Source organism: Kosakonia sp. H7A (genome assembly GCF_003028445.1).
GTDB lineage: Bacteria > Pseudomonadota > Gammaproteobacteria > Enterobacterales > Enterobacteriaceae > Kosakonia > Kosakonia radicincitans.
In genome coordinates this window covers 1-15,745 of record NZ_PYTZ01000007.1, presented here as the reverse complement: position 1 = coordinate 15,745, position 15,745 = coordinate 1, and the positions used below count along the sequence as shown (strand labels likewise).

General features: G+C 47.0%; 20 protein-coding genes. 14 read left to right on the top strand and 6 right to left on the bottom strand.

What is annotated here, in order from left to right; translation table 11 throughout:
* Positions 1-126 precede the first annotated feature (126 nt).
* The gene (locus tag CWM66_RS20230) at positions 127-756 is read right to left on the bottom strand and encodes an inovirus Gp2 family protein (protein ID WP_107147159.1); all 630 of its coding nucleotides are present in this window, start codon (positions 754-756) and stop codon (positions 127-129) included.
* 1,165 nt (positions 757-1,921) lie between these two features.
* On the opposite strand from CWM66_RS20230, the gene CWM66_RS20225 reads away from it, so the two are divergent.
* From CWM66_RS20225 to CWM66_RS20175, 11 genes are all read left to right on the top strand, one after another.
* Positions 1,922-2,848, top strand: a complete 927-nt coding sequence (locus CWM66_RS20225) for a hypothetical protein (protein WP_107147158.1) — start codon at positions 1,922-1,924, stop codon at positions 2,846-2,848.
* A gap of 413 nt (positions 2,849-3,261) precedes the next feature.
* Positions 3,262-3,726, top strand: a complete 465-nt coding sequence (locus tag CWM66_RS20220; protein WP_107147157.1) for a hypothetical protein — start codon at positions 3,262-3,264, stop codon at positions 3,724-3,726.
* A gap of 54 nt (positions 3,727-3,780) precedes the next feature.
* Positions 3,781-4,140, top strand: a complete 360-nt coding sequence (locus CWM66_RS20215; protein ID WP_107147156.1) for a hypothetical protein — start codon at positions 3,781-3,783, stop codon at positions 4,138-4,140.
* 80 nt (positions 4,141-4,220) lie between these two features.
* A complete protein-coding gene (locus CWM66_RS20210; protein ID WP_107147155.1) occupies positions 4,221-4,433 on the top strand; it encodes a hypothetical protein in 213 nt (70 codons plus the stop codon).
* A 110-nt stretch (positions 4,434-4,543) separates the two neighbouring features.
* Positions 4,544-5,365 (top strand): DUF932 domain-containing protein, encoded by an 822-nt coding sequence (locus CWM66_RS20205; RefSeq protein WP_107147154.1) that lies wholly within the window; start codon positions 4,544-4,546, stop codon positions 5,363-5,365.
* Between the two features lie 78 nt (positions 5,366-5,443).
* Complete coding sequence (locus CWM66_RS20200) at positions 5,444-5,923, top strand: antirestriction protein (RefSeq protein ID WP_107147153.1); 480 nt, start codon at positions 5,444-5,446, stop codon at positions 5,921-5,923.
* Positions 5,924-5,933: 10 nt separating this feature from the next.
* Positions 5,934-6,167, top strand: a complete 234-nt coding sequence (locus CWM66_RS20195; protein WP_107147152.1) for a hypothetical protein — start codon at positions 5,934-5,936, stop codon at positions 6,165-6,167.
* Positions 6,164-6,646 carry a DNA repair protein RadC gene (gene radC, locus CWM66_RS20190; RefSeq protein WP_107147151.1) on the top strand — a complete coding sequence of 161 codons (483 nt, stop codon included), beginning with the start codon at positions 6,164-6,166 and terminating at the stop codon, positions 6,644-6,646. The genes CWM66_RS20195 and radC overlap by 4 nt, the downstream gene beginning before the upstream one ends.
* 13 nt (positions 6,647-6,659) lie before the next feature.
* Positions 6,660-6,881 carry a DUF987 domain-containing protein gene (locus CWM66_RS20185; RefSeq protein WP_107147150.1) on the top strand — a complete coding sequence of 74 codons (222 nt, stop codon included), beginning with the start codon at positions 6,660-6,662 and terminating at the stop codon, positions 6,879-6,881.
* Between the two features lie 22 nt (positions 6,882-6,903).
* Positions 6,904-7,263 (top strand): type IV toxin-antitoxin system YeeU family antitoxin, encoded by a 360-nt coding sequence (locus CWM66_RS20180; RefSeq protein WP_107147149.1) that lies wholly within the window; start codon positions 6,904-6,906, stop codon positions 7,261-7,263.
* Between the two features lie 49 nt (positions 7,264-7,312).
* Positions 7,313-7,687 (top strand): TA system toxin CbtA family protein, encoded by a 375-nt coding sequence (locus CWM66_RS20175; protein WP_107147148.1) that lies wholly within the window; start codon positions 7,313-7,315, stop codon positions 7,685-7,687.
* Between the two features lie 79 nt (positions 7,688-7,766).
* On the opposite strand, the gene CWM66_RS20170 is transcribed toward CWM66_RS20175, so the two are convergent.
* Both CWM66_RS20170 and CWM66_RS20165 read right to left on the bottom strand, forming a co-directional pair.
* Entirely contained in the window at positions 7,767-8,222 is a 456-nt protein-coding gene (locus tag CWM66_RS20170) for a hypothetical protein (protein ID WP_233218410.1), read from the bottom strand.
* A 3-nt stretch (positions 8,223-8,225) separates the two neighbouring features.
* On the bottom strand, positions 8,226-9,215 hold the full coding sequence (locus CWM66_RS20165; RefSeq protein ID WP_107147147.1) for a glycosyltransferase: 990 nt from the start codon (positions 9,213-9,215) through the stop codon (positions 8,226-8,228).
* Positions 9,216-9,781: 566 nt separating this feature from the next.
* Between CWM66_RS20165 and CWM66_RS20160 the strand changes: the two genes are divergently transcribed.
* On the top strand, positions 9,782-10,579 hold the full coding sequence (locus tag CWM66_RS20160) for a helix-turn-helix transcriptional regulator (protein WP_107147256.1): 798 nt from the start codon (positions 9,782-9,784) through the stop codon (positions 10,577-10,579).
* 297 nt (positions 10,580-10,876) lie between these two features.
* Here the strand turns inward: CWM66_RS20160 and CWM66_RS20155 are convergent, their stop codons facing one another.
* Both CWM66_RS20155 and CWM66_RS20150 read right to left on the bottom strand, forming a co-directional pair.
* Positions 10,877-12,049, bottom strand: a complete 1,173-nt coding sequence (locus CWM66_RS20155) for a hypothetical protein (RefSeq protein ID WP_107147255.1) — start codon at positions 12,047-12,049, stop codon at positions 10,877-10,879.
* 63 nt (positions 12,050-12,112) lie between these two features.
* On the bottom strand, positions 12,113-12,799 hold the full coding sequence (locus CWM66_RS20150; protein ID WP_107147146.1) for an abortive infection system antitoxin AbiGi family protein: 687 nt from the start codon (positions 12,797-12,799) through the stop codon (positions 12,113-12,115).
* An 880-nt stretch (positions 12,800-13,679) separates the two neighbouring features.
* On the opposite strand from CWM66_RS20150, the gene CWM66_RS20145 reads away from it, so the two are divergent.
* The gene (locus CWM66_RS20145; protein ID WP_071920113.1) at positions 13,680-14,222 is read left to right on the top strand and encodes a type IV secretion protein Rhs; all 543 of its coding nucleotides are present in this window, start codon (positions 13,680-13,682) and stop codon (positions 14,220-14,222) included.
* Between the two features lie 2 nt (positions 14,223-14,224).
* On the top strand, positions 14,225-14,581 hold the full coding sequence (locus tag CWM66_RS20140; protein WP_071920114.1) for a putative T6SS immunity periplasmic lipoprotein: 357 nt from the start codon (positions 14,225-14,227) through the stop codon (positions 14,579-14,581).
* Positions 14,582-14,730: 149 nt separating this feature from the next.
* On the opposite strand, the gene CWM66_RS20135 is transcribed toward CWM66_RS20140, so the two are convergent.
* Positions 14,731-15,745 (bottom strand): IS3 family transposase gene (locus CWM66_RS20135; protein WP_107147145.1). Its coding sequence is split into 2 segments (ribosomal slippage), with 1,016 coding nucleotides annotated over them: positions 14,731-15,593 and positions 15,593-15,745; the frame shifts between segments, so codons are not numbered across the junction. This gene is flagged as partial in the annotation.

The window sequence follows — 15,745 nt, the reverse complement described above, 5'->3', positions numbered from 1 at the left end:
TCTGAAAATGAATGACGGGAGGAGTTCGGTGCGGTTGAGTGACATTGTACGCCGGTACTCCTTCAGAGGATTGGGAATGCCTGTAAAAAAATACCGTGTTACAGCCAGAACGACTGTGTAGCCAGCCTACCCCTGGCTGGCACCCATGGAACGTGTATCAGCGGAGTAATGTTTTGTCCGCTCTTTTGCCAGGTAACTCGCACGGAAGACAAGATCTTCGTACTGCTGACGAAATACAGGTTTGTCGCGCTCAAGAATGTAAGAACCACTTTCCGGGAAATGGGCCAGATAGCTGTATTCGGGATAATCCGTTAACCCAAGTGCGCTCAGCCAGGCTTCCTGTATCATGTTCCACAGGCTGCTGTATCCCGCCGACCCCAGAGACCGGAATAAGTCTTTGTTGAAGAACAGTAGCGCGTGGTAGTGACTGTGTAGAGCCGTTTCAGTTTCCCTGACCCAGAAATAACGTAACTTGCAAGAATAATCCCGCAGGCCTCTCAGACAACGTTGTTTGCGATAATGGTCGATCTTTGCTATTAGGGAGCGAGTAAAGCGCGCCATGACGTTAGATGAGGTGTTAGGGTGACAGCAGACACTGTCGTCTGCTGCCCATTCAGGAGAAAAGTGTAAATCTACCCTGAGGGCAAAGGTTCGAGGATACTCAGCCAGAGCACAATCTATGACGTTTTCCAGTCGTTCTAAATAGCGAGAATTAAACGGGGTATGACGATGGTCCAGTAATACGTTATTAAACATAGCGGAACTCCTGGTATTATTTGGCAACAGGTGGGCTATCAACGAAAGCTAATGGGAATTTTCACAGTCAGTCAGCGAAGGCAGTCTGCACGTAGTACATACAAACCGTGAGCCAAGTAATTAATTACATTGCTTAACAGGCTCGTTATGGAAATAAAACTGAGCGGTTATTAAAGATCCTACACTTGGCTCTAATTACATTTTCCTTGGCTTGATTTTTATTGGTTTTTTAGATATTGAGGTACACAATCATGATTATAATGAGGGGTTGTTTAACATGCCTGGTGATATTATTTAATTGAAAATAAAGATAGTAAATAAACAGTGATTCGTATCAACTGACAGGTGTGCGGGTGTATACTTATTGGAAAGAGAGTGGTGAGGTTTAATGTTGTTAGAGCTTATGTAATAAATAGATTGTAATTGAGTTTGTATTAGCCACTATAATATAACCTAATCTCACCTAAGAGTGGTAATGATGCATGCTTTAATCAGAAAAGACATATATTACTATTACCAACACAAGAAGCTAAACTCTCAAAGGTAAAAACAGGTCTTACACGATAGTTTTTGTATTTTTAACAGAACAGCATCACTCTCAAGTTAGGCAGTCTGCTATACAGCATTTTTTGTCCCTTCAGAACAGTTATCTATCGAGTTTCACTGGGAGTGCTTACGACCTGTCTAAGACGATGACAAGTTCATGGCGGGAGTAACAACTGAGGGCGGTTTCGCGTTAATTCCCTGGTATTCTTGTCGCATATCTATTTGTCAGTCTGGTAAAAAATAACATATCAAGCCTCGCGCCCTGTGCCATGGAATAATCGTTGTCCTTTCTGCCCGGGTCCTGGCCGGTATAATAAACCACCCTGCATCTCTGCCCTAAATACCAGACCGGGGCCTCCAGCGTCATCCTTTTTATCCGGTACGGTACCTTACCATGCAGAATCCGAAACTGCCTGCGAGCATGAACAATCCCCACCATGCACAGCAGATAAGCCGCATAAACCCAGTATACAGCTATAGTACATCTCACTCCTTATTCTCATTGATTATTTCTACAAGTCATGCCATTTTTTACCACAACAAATGTTACTTTATTGCATGGCTATGTTATAAGGTCATAGTGACTTATGGTCCTGTTGCCCGTTGAAAAGGAAACCAGATGAAGGCTTACAACATGATGGACGATTTCAGGTTTCTCTACCCCAGGAAATCTGACATGCATAAGAACATAAGGCGAGATAGAGCACACCTGAACATGCTGGTAAATACCTGGTGCCTTTTTTACAATGACAGCGTTAGAGAAAAATCCGTAGATCTCATTGCTGAATTAGAGGACTACTATGAGGGAATTACGGATGGTAAGATCATATTCTCAGGTGGCTGGTTCTCAGAATACAAAGAAGAATTTATTGCTGCAACAAGACAGTGTATCTATAAAAAAATCTCGGCATACCGAAGACTGAGAGACTATCATTATGAAGTGCTAAGATCTCATCCCAAAGCAGGGTATATTTGCTTTTCTCTGGATGTTGATAAAAACACACGCAACTACCTGACAACCGATGTCCATAATGACCTCATTAAGGATTTGGCAACGAAATTCACTAATAACTTTAAATCCCTGACATTGTATACACACATAGCAGCATATTTCTGGGTTCTCCTTCGACGTCGTGATGGATACCCCTATCTTCATTTTACTCTCTACTTCAGAGAAAGAAATTTTAACCATGTAGCTGGATTGTCGATAAACAAAACATGGTTCAATGTTCTGGATAAACAAGGGCTCAAAGGAAGTATTCGTTACTTTGTAATAACAGAAGGTTTTATCGGCCCACGCTTATCCAAAGGAGGTGTTGCCGGAGACAGGTGCCTCTATGAGGTCAACCCATACCACGATGATGAAACAAATGAGTTATTCATTTATGATGATTATAATGGAGCGGATATACTTCAGGGACTATCCTCAGATATAAATAAAATTAATAACAAAGTGTTTGAGTTACACCTGTACACACTGTCAAAACTGATTTTTGTTATGCCCGGAAAAAGCAAAAGTCAGGGGTTCTCGAAAATAAAGAAATAAGCCAGATTTTGATCCATCATCCGAAGCGGATGCTGGCGCATAATCAGCTCTGTAGTTCACATTACCGGTAGCATTTCACCAGCGTCGTCTGTTGATAAAATATCAACGGATAATGCCTGCCAGAAATGAAAACCTGCATAATCTGTCTCCGCCTGCTATTCAGCAAATTTTGAGATACACACCATCCTCTTGAAGCGAAGCCAGACTGTCGATAAGCCCTGTGGGGGCTGATAAATATCTTTGCTGAACCACGATCTATTTTGTCGATCGGTTCGATCGAATTTCATCGTTATCCCCTTCATTTTTGCAGCTATAAAATCCCAACGGGATGCTTACGGCTGTCAGTCTTCTATTAAAAATCATGTAGATACCCTTTCCGGGTAGCGTTATACGAAAACCAGAGGTGCTTAAAAATGAACAGAAAAATGATTCCCCCTTTACTGCTGACCTGTGCGCTGGTACCAGCAGTGGCACAGGCCTTCGGTAATCAAACCTCCTGGACCCGAGGTTGGGGACAGGGAGTATCAGAGTTTGTCATCAAAGGGAAAGGCCAGTCACAATTGTCTCTGAGCTGTGAGGATTATGGTTCGCAACCGGCTACGGTCATATTTACTGACGCCAGCGGGCATCAGGTCAGTATGGATGAAGATAAAAGCCTTCAGGTCAGTATCGACGGTGGAGCACTTATTGATATCAGCGAATCTGGCAGTCGCGTGGGCGGTAATAACCTGGCGCTGGCCTGGGCTCAGTTACGTAATGGTAAACAGGTCTCAGTAACCGGAGACGGTGTAAAGACTGCCACATTCACGCTGGCCGGGGCGGCTAAGGTACTACCGGCATTCGGGGCACATGGCTGCGTGGGTAAAGATGCACTCTAGCCTGCATTCGCATTTAACGCCTGTTGATTACGTTATTTTTAAAAGGAACAGATTATGAAATTTAAACACATGCTGGTACCCGCACTGCTTGTACTGTCAGCCCGGGTGCTGGCAGAGCCAACAGCGCCCATCAAAGTGGAAACCAGTAACAATATTCACCCTGCCGGAACACGCTACGTCACTGTTGTGGTCACCTCCCTGGATGACAGTATCAACGTTGAAAACGTAGACGTTAACCGCGGTAACTGTCGTATCGATAACCAGAAGTACCTGTCTTCAAAAAATAAGGAAACCATTCTGCCTGCCACCCTGCGCTACGGGCAGTCCGTCAGAGTGAGTTTTTATAATAACTGCGTGGCTTCAGAAGTCGTCGTCACCACTGACAAGGGGGGATGGCGTTACACCTACCACTGAGCCACTTTCCTGTATCAGCTTCCTCAAAGAAATCTTCACTCCACCAGAGGGCTGCCGCCAGGCAGTCCGGAGCAAACCCTATGACCTTTCTGAAAATGCTGGTGACGGCCCTGGCCCAGGCACTGACCTGGTGCGGCGGCCATCAGGCCCGGCAATTTATTGAAATTCGCCTGCGTCAGGCAGGCTACGATGACAGCAGTATTGATACAGCCAGAGAAGCGGTCACGTTGCTGGTCACAGCACTTATCACCGCCCTGATGACGCAGATACTGAAGATTGTGGATACGCTGTAGTCCCGCCCGCCATATCCGTTCCATCGTGAACATCACATCTGCCCCTGCCTCCTTACGGAGCAGGGGCTTTTGCTTTTATGCCGTCAGAGTAATCAGATGAGGAATCAACCATGCGATTAGCCAGCCGTTTTGGTCGGGTGAACCAGATTCGCCGTGACCGTCCCTTAACCCGCGAAGAACTGATGCAGCATGTCCCCAGCGTCTTCGGGGAAGACAAGCACGGCTCCAGAAGCGAAAAGTATACCTACATACCCACGATCACCCTGCTGGAGAACCTTAAACGCGAAGGGTTCCAGCCATTTTTTGCCTGCCAGTCACGAGTGCGCGACCAGAGCCGACGGGAACATACAAAGCATATGCTGCGCCTGCGTCGTGCCGGTCAGATAAGCGGCCAGCAGGTGCCGGAAATCATCATTCTGAATTCTCACGATGGCGCATCGAGTTTTCAGTTGCTGCCGGGGATATTCCGGAGTGTCTGCACCAATTCGCTCGTCTGCGGACAGTCGTTTGGCGAGATCCGCGTGCCACACCGGGGGGATGTTGTCGGGAAGGTGATTGAGGGAGCCTATGAGGTTCTCAGCATCTTTGACCGGGTGGAAGAGAAACGTGACGCCATGCAGTCCGTGCAACTACCGCCACCAGCACAGCATTCACTGGCTAAAGCGGCGCTGACATATCGTTTTGGGGCAGAGTACCAGCCAGTGACGGAATCGCAAATTCTTGCCCCCCGCCGCTGGCAGGACGAGAGCGATGACCTGTGGACCACTTACCAGCGCATTCAGGAAAACCTGCTGAAAGGCGGGCTAAGCGGCCGTACCGCGCAGGGTAAACGTACCCACACCCGCGCAGTAAACGGGATTGATGGCGACGTTAAGTTAAACCGTGCGCTCTGGGTGATGGCCGAGAACATGATGGACCTGTTGGGCAGGTAATCACACGCGCCCCGCCACCGAACTTAAACCCCGATTCGACACTTCCATTCGACATCTCCATGCATAAGGAAAATTAACATGACCGACATTATTAATATTAACGATGACAATCAGCGACCTCTGCTGGCTGGCGATGATGGTTCTGAACCGGCACTGACAGCCACGCCCGTACCGGACGAACAGCGTGTGGAATTCTGGCCGCAGCACTTTGCCAACATCCCGCAGTGGATAACCCTTGAACCGCAGGTCTTTGCGTGGATGGATCGGTTCTGCGCTGACTACAGCGGTGGTATCTGGAATTTTTATATTCTCAGCAACGGCGGGGCCTTCATGGTTCCGGAAACGGACAACGATGCCTTCTGGTCGCTGTTCAACGCCATGAATGGCAACGCCGCAGACATGAGCGCCGAAGCCGCCGGGATTGCAGTTTGTCTTATCGCTTACAGTCATCACGCTTGCCGCACGGAATGCGACGCCATGACGGAACATTACTGGCGTCTGCATGACTATGCGCTGAACCACGCAGAATGCAGCGCCATCATGCGCATTATCGACTGAGCATCCCGCCATGCAGTATGAACTGTCTCACCTGAATGCCCTGTGGGATGCACTGGGGAAAACAGCGGTCAGGGATGAGGACGGTGACGTTGTGACCGACGAACCCTTCCTGCATTTCCCGGCAGGTACCCCTCTCTTCCATATCTGGTCATGGTTTGAATCCCTGCACGACGGGTTCGTCGTTGCCGTGAAACTGTACAACACATCCACTCCTGATGCGTCAACAGACAGGAAAAGCAAATGAATACCACCAGTTGTCCCCCTGACCGCGGGGGAACATCTCCCACCGCACAGCGCACCATCAGACGTGCACTGACCTTACTGGAACGCCAGTTACGCGAGCCCGGCGTTGCATTTACCTCCAGCCAGGCGGTCCGCGACTGGCTTCGTCTGCAGCTCGCCACGCTGGAGCGCGAAGTATTCATGGCGCTCTTCCTCGATAACCAGCATCGTCTTATTGCCCATGAAACGCTCTTCACCGGCACCATCAACCATACGCAGGTACATCCCCGTGAAGTGATAAAGGCAGCACTGAAATACAATGCGGCTGCCATCGTGCTTTCACACAATCATCCGTCAGGTTATGCGGAACCCGGCCATGCCGACCGACTGCTCACTGACCATCTGAAGCAGGCACTTAAATTCGTGGATATCTGCCTGCTGGACCACCTGGTCGTGGGAGGCATGGACATCGTCTCGTTTGCTGAGCGTGGCTGGCTTTAGGGAGAGAATAACGATGAAAATCATCAGCAAACGTCAGGCAATGGCGATATACCGCCAGCATGCTGAGTCCCGGCTGTTTCGCTTCTGTACCGGGAAATATAAGTGGTCCGGCAGTATCTGCCATTACCACGGCAGGGAAGTGCAGGATATCCGGGGTGTGCTGGCCGTGTTTGCTGAACGCCGACAGGACCGCATCGGTCCGTATGTGATCCTGCGCAGCGTTACCCTGAACTGACTCACCCTTAAGGAGTACTTACATGAAGAAAGCAACCCGTGTAATCAACCATAACATCGCGGAACCCTGGTGGGGCCTCAGACGCAACATCACGCCATGTTTTGGTGCCCGACTGGTACAGGAGGGGAACCACCTGCATTACCTTGCTGACCGCGCCAGCATTGCCGGGACATTTAATGACGCAGATTTACGCCATCTGGACCAGGCATTTCCGGCACTGATGAAGCAGATGGAGCTGATGCTGACCAGCAGCGAACTCACGCCCCACATTCCGCACTGCATTACGCTCCACGCAAAAGGGCTGATATGTGAGGCCGATACGCTTGGCTCCTGTGGCTATTTGTACATCGTAATTTACCCGACATCTGCAACACCCGCATAAATCCCGGACGCTTTTCCTTAGTCAAACCAGCCAACAAAGAGCGCAAACCATGCAAAAACAATCCCTGTCCCCTCATAGGGCGGCCTCGTCACGTCTGTCGTCAGTCGAAATCTGGCAAAAATTACTGATGTATCTGCTGAAACAACACTACGGTCTGATGCTGAACGACACACCGTTTGGCAACGACAGTGTGATCCAGAAGCACCTTGATGCGGGTATCTCACTGTGTGACGCGGTGAATTTTATCGTGGAAAAGTACGGACTGGTGCGTACTGACCGTCACGGCTTCAGCGTGAAAGAGCAGTCTCCGTTTATCGGCAGCATTGATATGCTCCGCGCCCGGAAGGCTACTGGGCTGATGACCCGCAAGGGATATAAAACCGTTACTGACATCACCAGTGGCAGATCCAGCGGAGGGAAATAATGACGTTAGCCCTGATCGTTGACGCCGACACCGTCAGCGATCAGCCCCTCAGGCACCAGCACAACGACTGGTGCTTTTATCAGATCTCTATCAGTTGATACAGATGTTCGCTCAGACAGCGGGTATGGCGGTAACACCTTAGCGGAGATATCTGTCTGCAGTAGAAGAGGGTGCGGCAGGACGCCACCAGAACATCAGGGGCCGTATCGTCTGCCAGGAGAGAGCTTAATTCCGGGGCGTTCAGTAAAATGAAACATTTCTCCGGGAGCATGCCACCGGCATTCCCTTTCGGAAAATAACCGCCCAGATACAGTAACACGGCCAGCAGGCGAAACTGCCGGGTGAGTACCGCTTCGGTGTCCCGGTAATGTGCGGCTATCCACAGGCATTCCCGCAGCATAAACCGTCGGGTTCGTCGGGTGAGGTCACCGCCTTTGTCATACCAGCGTTCGACGATATCCCTCGCAGAACGAATGGATTCATTACCCGTTGTCGCAGTTTGCCACGACCGTGCCAGAAGCGCTGAGATATCCATGGATTAACGCCGCAACTGCGAAACGGCTGCGGGAGTATTGCGGACACCGGGCAGATAAATATTGCGGATCAGCTTCAGGAGGAAAAAGACATCGCTCAGGTTGCTCACGCCGGGTACCAGATGGCGAAAGGCTATCCGCGCACGAAAACGCGCCCGGACCGCCTGCCGGTCACTCACCCTGCGCCGGTACAGGCCCAGAAAGTGACGGCTTTCCACCAGCGCATGCCTGACCAGCGCTCGTCTGACTGAGCGGTACTGCGTCTGTGTGCTGAGTGCCAGAATATACGCAATTACATCGGTATAACTGACAGCCCGGATATCGTAATAATCCGGGCGGTGGGTAATTGACGCCGGGTTATTCACCCACAGGTAATCCTGTCTGTCAGAGAAATAAAACCGGCCATCTGCGGCGGCAAGCTGTATCGTCCAGAGAATGTCCTTGTGGCTTTTCCCTTCCTGGAATCGCAGGTCATGCTCGCGAATGTACGATGAACGGATTATCTGCAGCCACAGATAATGCGGCCATTCCCTTTGACTGACGCAATGGCGTATCCACTGCTGACCCGTCAGCGTCTGACCGTAAGGCTGTCTGCGGTGAACGGGATGCCGCAGATGTCCGGCGCTGTCTGTATGCCGGGCATTGAAAAGGACGACATCGGCCTGTGCTTCGCGGGCTGTGCGCAGCCGTTCCTGCAGAAAATCTGCCGCAACCCGGTCATCCGCATCCAGGAACACCACCCATTCGCCACGGTGAATCGCCAGTGCAGCATTACGGGCAGCATACACACCCTGATTTTCCTGACGAATGAGAATTAGTCGTTCATCTGTAATGGCGCTGAGTACCGTCCATGTTTCGTCGGTTGAACCGTCATCCACAACAATGATTTCAGTACTGAGCGTTGTTTCGCCAAGCAGTGTATGGACCAGAACTCCGATGCTGTCAGCCGCATTAAAGGCAGGAATGATGACGCTGATATCGATGCTGATTTTCATTGAACAAAGGGAATGTAAGCAGAGGGAAACTTCAGAGCCGTCACCCCATCAGGGGCAATAACCTGCCGGGTAAAAAACATTATCAGGAAGAGCGTTCCGGTGATTTTTGTACAGGTGTGGTTATCACTCGTTTTTCTCTGATTTCCAGGTTAACCACCATCAGACAGTCATCGCAGAATTCTTTATCCAGCCCGAAAATCCGGTCCAGAACGCCTCTTTTCTTGTTACATCTGGCACATCTTTTCATTCCATCACCTGCTGTCGCATTCCGGTGCTGTGCCCGCAGGACAAAACAAGGCCGCCCGCCAGAAGACAGGAAATAAATTAGTAAACAATACGTTAAATGAGTTTTTGGGAATTTATCACGGGCACTACCGGGCTGGATAATTCATTTTGCAGATCAATTTTTACCAATCGATCGGTTTAATCGATCATCTTTTTTCGCTCTGCTTTGGATGCCAACTGTGTTCCCGCACACCCTCTCCGATATTAAACTCGTATTTGTGTTTTTTACTCAAAAATGTGTTTTAATGGCATCATTACTTCTTAGTAGTAGGGATGTCATCTTGCAAAACAAAATCAAAGAACTCCGTACCCAACTATCAATCACTCAACGTGAGTTGGCAGATATGGTTGGTACCAGCCAACAGCAGATCCAGCGTATCGAAACAGGGAAAGTTGCGGCCAAGTTGGGGCTGGCGCAAGCGATCAGCGCGGTCTTAAAGAAGCCATTGAGCGCTGTTTTTCCAGATAGCGATAAATTGCTGAAGAAACTACGTAATCAAGGTAGCCGTAGTGACGATGAGCTTGAAAATATCGCGGCTAATGGCATTGAAATGGATGGCTGCATTTGGACGGTGAAACTCTGGCTACGAGGGCAACAAGATTATTTGCTGTTACCTATTTCCCCGGCTGATAAGCGTCGTTTTTATTCACACTTTCAGGAAAGTGTAGTGCCAGACCGTGAGCTTTTTTTTGTTTTTGACTCTGAGCAGCATCGTTACGCTTTAAATGCCCGAGAGGTGATTTTTCACCAATTCTTGTTTGATGGTTTGACACCTGTTCCTGATGATGAGGACAGTGACGGATGTGAAGGAAGCTATGGGAATGTCCATATCACCATGGTGAACGGTGGCCCAGTTATTGGGCTGTACTGTGAGCCCGAGGTTTCGGACGACGACGAAATCGATGATATTGGTCAATTGAATGCATTTTTTGACATTCTTGAATCCGAGCCGGAATCAACAGAGCGATATCAGTTAACCGACATAGATGGAGAAGATGCTTTCATCCGTATTGGCTCTATTGCGATGGTCCGAATAGATCTTGATGCTTTGGAGTCTGTCGAGGAAGATGATGTGTAACAGATTTCGGTATCTTGACTTGGTTGTATTAGCTTAGATTTGAGCTAACGGTTTTCACTGGTAGTTCACAATCAAATCTGACAGTCTGCGGTGAATAGCGGGCGTTGAATGGAATGGGTTGTAGGAAAGGCCAAAGCTAGCTGATTCAGTTAAGCTGGATACAAAAGTTTTGGGACGTAAAACGGGAACAAGTTGTTCTGAACAGTGTAATATATGAAGATCTGCTTCCGTAAAAAATAATAAGTACCTTAATATTTATATATGAAAAAGCAGTCTCTTAGACTGACCCTAATCGACTTACAGATCTTCGATATACTCGGGGAACCAGTGTTTAATAATAAGTCTTAAACAGGCCTTAGACGGTTCAAACACCTGGCGTGACACCAAAGCTCTATCAGGATGATTCTGAACAGGCGAATCACTCACCATGTCATAAAAATTTTGCGTAATTTCTGGAGGAAAAAAGATACTTTTATCCAAAGGTACTATAGCATTTGGGTTGTAATAAACGTGCAGGCCATCAAAATGTGTTTCTGTATATTCTCTTGAATGACATAGCTCAATATCTGCACCAATAACTTCATTGTTGTAAAATTTTCGGTGCGTTTTTAAATAATGCTCGGCACCAAGTTTTTTCGTATGAGTCCCTTCATTTTTCATACCTTCAGAGGCAATAAAATGATTTGCATCAAGAGTGCGGTATCTTGTTGATCTTATATATCTTTCAACTCCACTTTGAACAACAGCCTTGCCGAAGGTACCAGTTGTTGAGAATATAACAGCACTAATTTCTTTATATGAGTCATTTGTAAATATACCTAATGGTATCTCGCTATGTTCATTTTTTTTAATCGATGATACTCTTCGTTGTTGGCCTCTCGCAAGATCTCTCATCGTAGGCTCTTCGATACCAAATAATACTCGATTAATAATCGTATTATTCTGTGTTAGCGATAGTTTTGAATCAAATGGCGCAAGCGCCAGAACGAATGGTTTACCGACTACATGTTCCATTGTTGAATACGGGAACTTCTTCCCCTTAACACCGGTAAATAGTTCATGCTTATCTTTAATTTTTCCGAGAAGTTTTAACGTGGATTGATGCTTGAACTTTGATTCGCTGAAAATATCACCCACTGGAGGTTTATGAGGTTTATCAGAGACCATTGCTTCTACATTGAAAATATAACCAGATGGAGTGGTAACATTAAAATCAGGGCTATCTTTTGTATAATCAACGGAATAACCGAGGCGAATAAACATCTCATTCAGATATAACTCCCAAAGTGCAGAGTTGAAAGTAGTCTGAAACTCATTAACAAATTTAGTACTCTCGCCACTGCGTTGCAGCAATCCGCGCCCCCAAGATTGGATCACTTCCCTTACAGAAGCAAGTTTCGGGTCTTTGTAAATATGTTTGAAACTATCATTAAGTTTATTTCTGGCTATTTTTGTTGCGAATAAATCCATTATCAGCATCTCTTTTTTTGTAGACTAATGATAAAACATCTCAGTATATTATATGAATGAAAGTCAGGTGCGTCTAATTTCATTTTGCTTCCAAGGAGACACAATAACTTGATCCTTAGTGAAATTAAAAGTTGAAATTATTTTGTTTTTTTCATTTTCATTTTGTACATATATGCATCGAACATCATCAGGTGAGAATTTAAGAGGGAAATTTTTTATCTTTGCATTGTAGAAATCCTTCCGTCTTTTATATGCTGAAAAATTAATTGAAATTAGGTTCTTTTTTATTTGCTCAGTCGTTGGGACATACCGCCACTCCTTCTCATACTCGAAATCGAAATCATTAAGCTTAAAATAGCTGTTATATCCATAGACATGCTTTGTAAAACACTTCAACTGAATGACTGGTAGTCTAAGATTACTAGGAAGTTTTTTCGACTGGCGCGACCTTAACAAAGCTATAAGTCCCATTGCCACTGGAGAGTTTTTCTCTATATAGTTGACTGGTGTTATTCCGTTTTTCCTGGCCCAACTTTTGTGAAGAGATATTCCATATTCACCATAAGTTATTTTTTTCGTTGGTAACTCGCTGGTATTATAACCGCTGAATGAAACCATAGGGTGAGCAGCATTAGAAACCACTTTATCATTCTTGTCACCAAAATATTCACCGCAATACCTTAATATAAATGAATTAGATGAAATGATAGATAATAATTTTTCAAATTCATTAGTGAAGTGTGTAATCATGGTATTGCCACCTATTTTTAATGTCAACTCCTCGCTTACTTTATTATATTTGCATGCTATATACTTGGCAATATATTTATCCGATAATAGTGTTGTATGGTAATAAACAGTTAAACGACATACTTTAGTGTCATACGTCCGCTTCTAGCACAGAGCTGTCAGATTAGGTTGAGATCTGTGCCATAGCTGTGCCAGGTCAAATCTGAGCTGATAGAACTCAGTCATGTTTGTCCGGGTTCGATGCTGAAGAACAATGGATTTTCGTGTTGGTATCTGTGTTGGTATAAAATAATACTATTTTTTATTAATTATTTTAAATCATGAGGTTGAGTGTTATGTACGAGTCCGGCCTTCGCACCAAGTCACTAAATTCCTTTAAAAACAATGAGCTAGTGTGAAAAACCTGTCTCATTTGCATATAAGAAATGTCAGTTCCCTATCAAGTACAAAAGCCACTGTGATTGTTAATGGCTTTTGGTACGTTAGCACGCAGTGGCAAGTAGTTACCAGGCTCAACCTTGTATCGCTTTTCCTTTGAAGCCGGAAGACGTGCCGCCGTCTCTAAACTCCATACCAAAACAGATTGATCACACGCATTTAAGCCCGATGTGCGGCCTTATGAGCCACGTAAACAGGTTTATGGTGGATAAACGTACCTACAAACGACATGTAGGCTCTATCAGCGTTTCGCTCACGCTCCTAACGGTACACGAGCACCCTGATAAGGTGTGAACCCTCTGACAGTCTGATGAAGTCGCTACGCTCCGCTTGTTGCTGTATCACCAACGGGGCTTTATGGCTTCTATTGTCCAAAATCTGTTAGTTGCGCGTTTTATGCTCCCTGGATACCCTGATATAAATCATACAAGGAGGACAGTTTATGAGCGCACAGGCAGAGGAAGGAACATTACGCCGGATGACGTTAGGCGAGATTGCAATGGCTCGTAGGGTGTTCGGTGATTCGATAGTTTATAGCCGTGTCTGGATTCATTGTGACAGCTATTTACCGTTCGGCCTACAGAAACAAAACTACGCGATGACTCCCAACGGGGAGTTGTGGTACAGAAAATCTATGTATAGGGAAGACTTTTCCGCAAACTCGGTTTTCGTTGAAGATAAATATGTTTTCATCCATGAGCTGGGGCATGTCTGGCAACACCAACACGGGCAATGGGTGAGAATGCGGGGTGCATTTAGCTGGGCTGCTGAATATACCTACAGGCTGGATAAAGAAAAGCTCACTGATTACTCTCTTGAACAGCAAGCCTCTATTTTAGCTGATTACTGGTTACTGCTGGTTTATGGGATCAGTAAGTGGTCTTATTATCAAAGGCCTGGGCGCATGGGGATGTACAGAGGCGTAGATATGTTGCAGGATGTCCCCTCGCTTTACCAGAAAATCGTAACAGGGAAGGGGCGTTAAACATGAAGAACAAAATGTTGCTGGGTGTTGTATTTCTCTTAACGGGATGCCCTGGGCCTGGTGATCGAATGGTAGGTCGTGAATCTACAACGGCATTTATCAAAAATAATCAAGTTTGTGTGGTGTCACCACTGGAGCCGCAGGAACGGATCACTGCTATTCAAATCAATAGTGATAATAGTGACTCTCTTCACAAGATTTTCGACGACAAGCCTGTTTATGTACCGAAGGGTGAGTGTCTTCCTGTATTCGGATTTAAGTTTACGTCTGGAGAGCGGTATAACTTCGCGTATGACGTCCAATCTGATAAATCAGGGTCACATTTAATCACTGCTGAACTTTCTTATCCCAAAGAATAAGGGGGCGTTGCGCCCCCTCGTATCATCCTCTCAAAGCCTGTAGCCACATTATCAACCGATGTAGTAGGATGCACATAAATGAATGCTTAGGTAGACATTATGAACAGGATCCAATCACTATGACCTGCCCCCAGTATTAAACACAATAATCAGTTAGTAATGTCGGTTGATTTACTCCCGTATTCTCCGTTTCGCCATCCCGCTGCAAACTCTGAAGGGGTCTGATAATTCAACGAAGAATGAGGCCGGCATTCGTTATAGTCCCGCCGCCATGCGCTTATAATTGCTTTTGCATGAACAATATCGTGGAACCAGTGCTCATTCAGGCATTCATCGCGAAAACGACCATTAAAACTCTCGATAAAGCCATTCTGTGTCGGCTTGCCCGGCTGAATAAGCCGCAGCTCAACATTATGTTCAAAGGCCCACTGATCCAGCGCACGGCAGGTAAACTCAGGCCCCTGATCTGTTCTTATCGTCGCCGGATAGCCACGAAACAGCGCAACGCTGTCCAGAATGCGTGATACCTGAACGCCTGTAATCCCGAAAGCAACGCTGATCGTCAGACACTCCTTCGTGAAATCATCAACGCAGGTCAGGCATTTAATCCGGCGACCACTGGCCAGCGCATCCATGACAAAATCCATTGACCACGTCAGGTTGGGCCCTGCCGGACGCAACAGCGGAAGCCGCTCAGTTGCCAGCCCCTTACGGCGCCGTCTGCGTTTTACGCCCAGACCCTTGAGATGATAAATGCGGTAGACCCGTTTGTGGTTAACGCAAAGGCCTTCACGACGCAGAAGCTGCCAGATACGCCGGTAACCGAAACGTCGGCGTTCCATTGCCAGTTCGGTGATACGTGCAGACAGATACGTATCAGTAGCCGGGCGGTGCGCATCATAACGGCAGGTCGACAGGGACAAACCTGTCAGCCTGCAGGCACGCCGTTGCGACAGATCTGTCGCTTTGCACATCACTGTCACGGCTTCCCGCTTCTGGTCTGTCGTCAGTACTTTCGGCCCAGAGCCACCTGTAGTGCCTCTTTATCCAGCATGGCTTCGGCGAGCAGCTTCCTGAGGCGGGCGTTCTCTTCTTCAGGTGACTTAAGCCTTTTTACTTCAGGTATTTCCATGCCACCAAACTTCTTACGCCACGTATAAAACG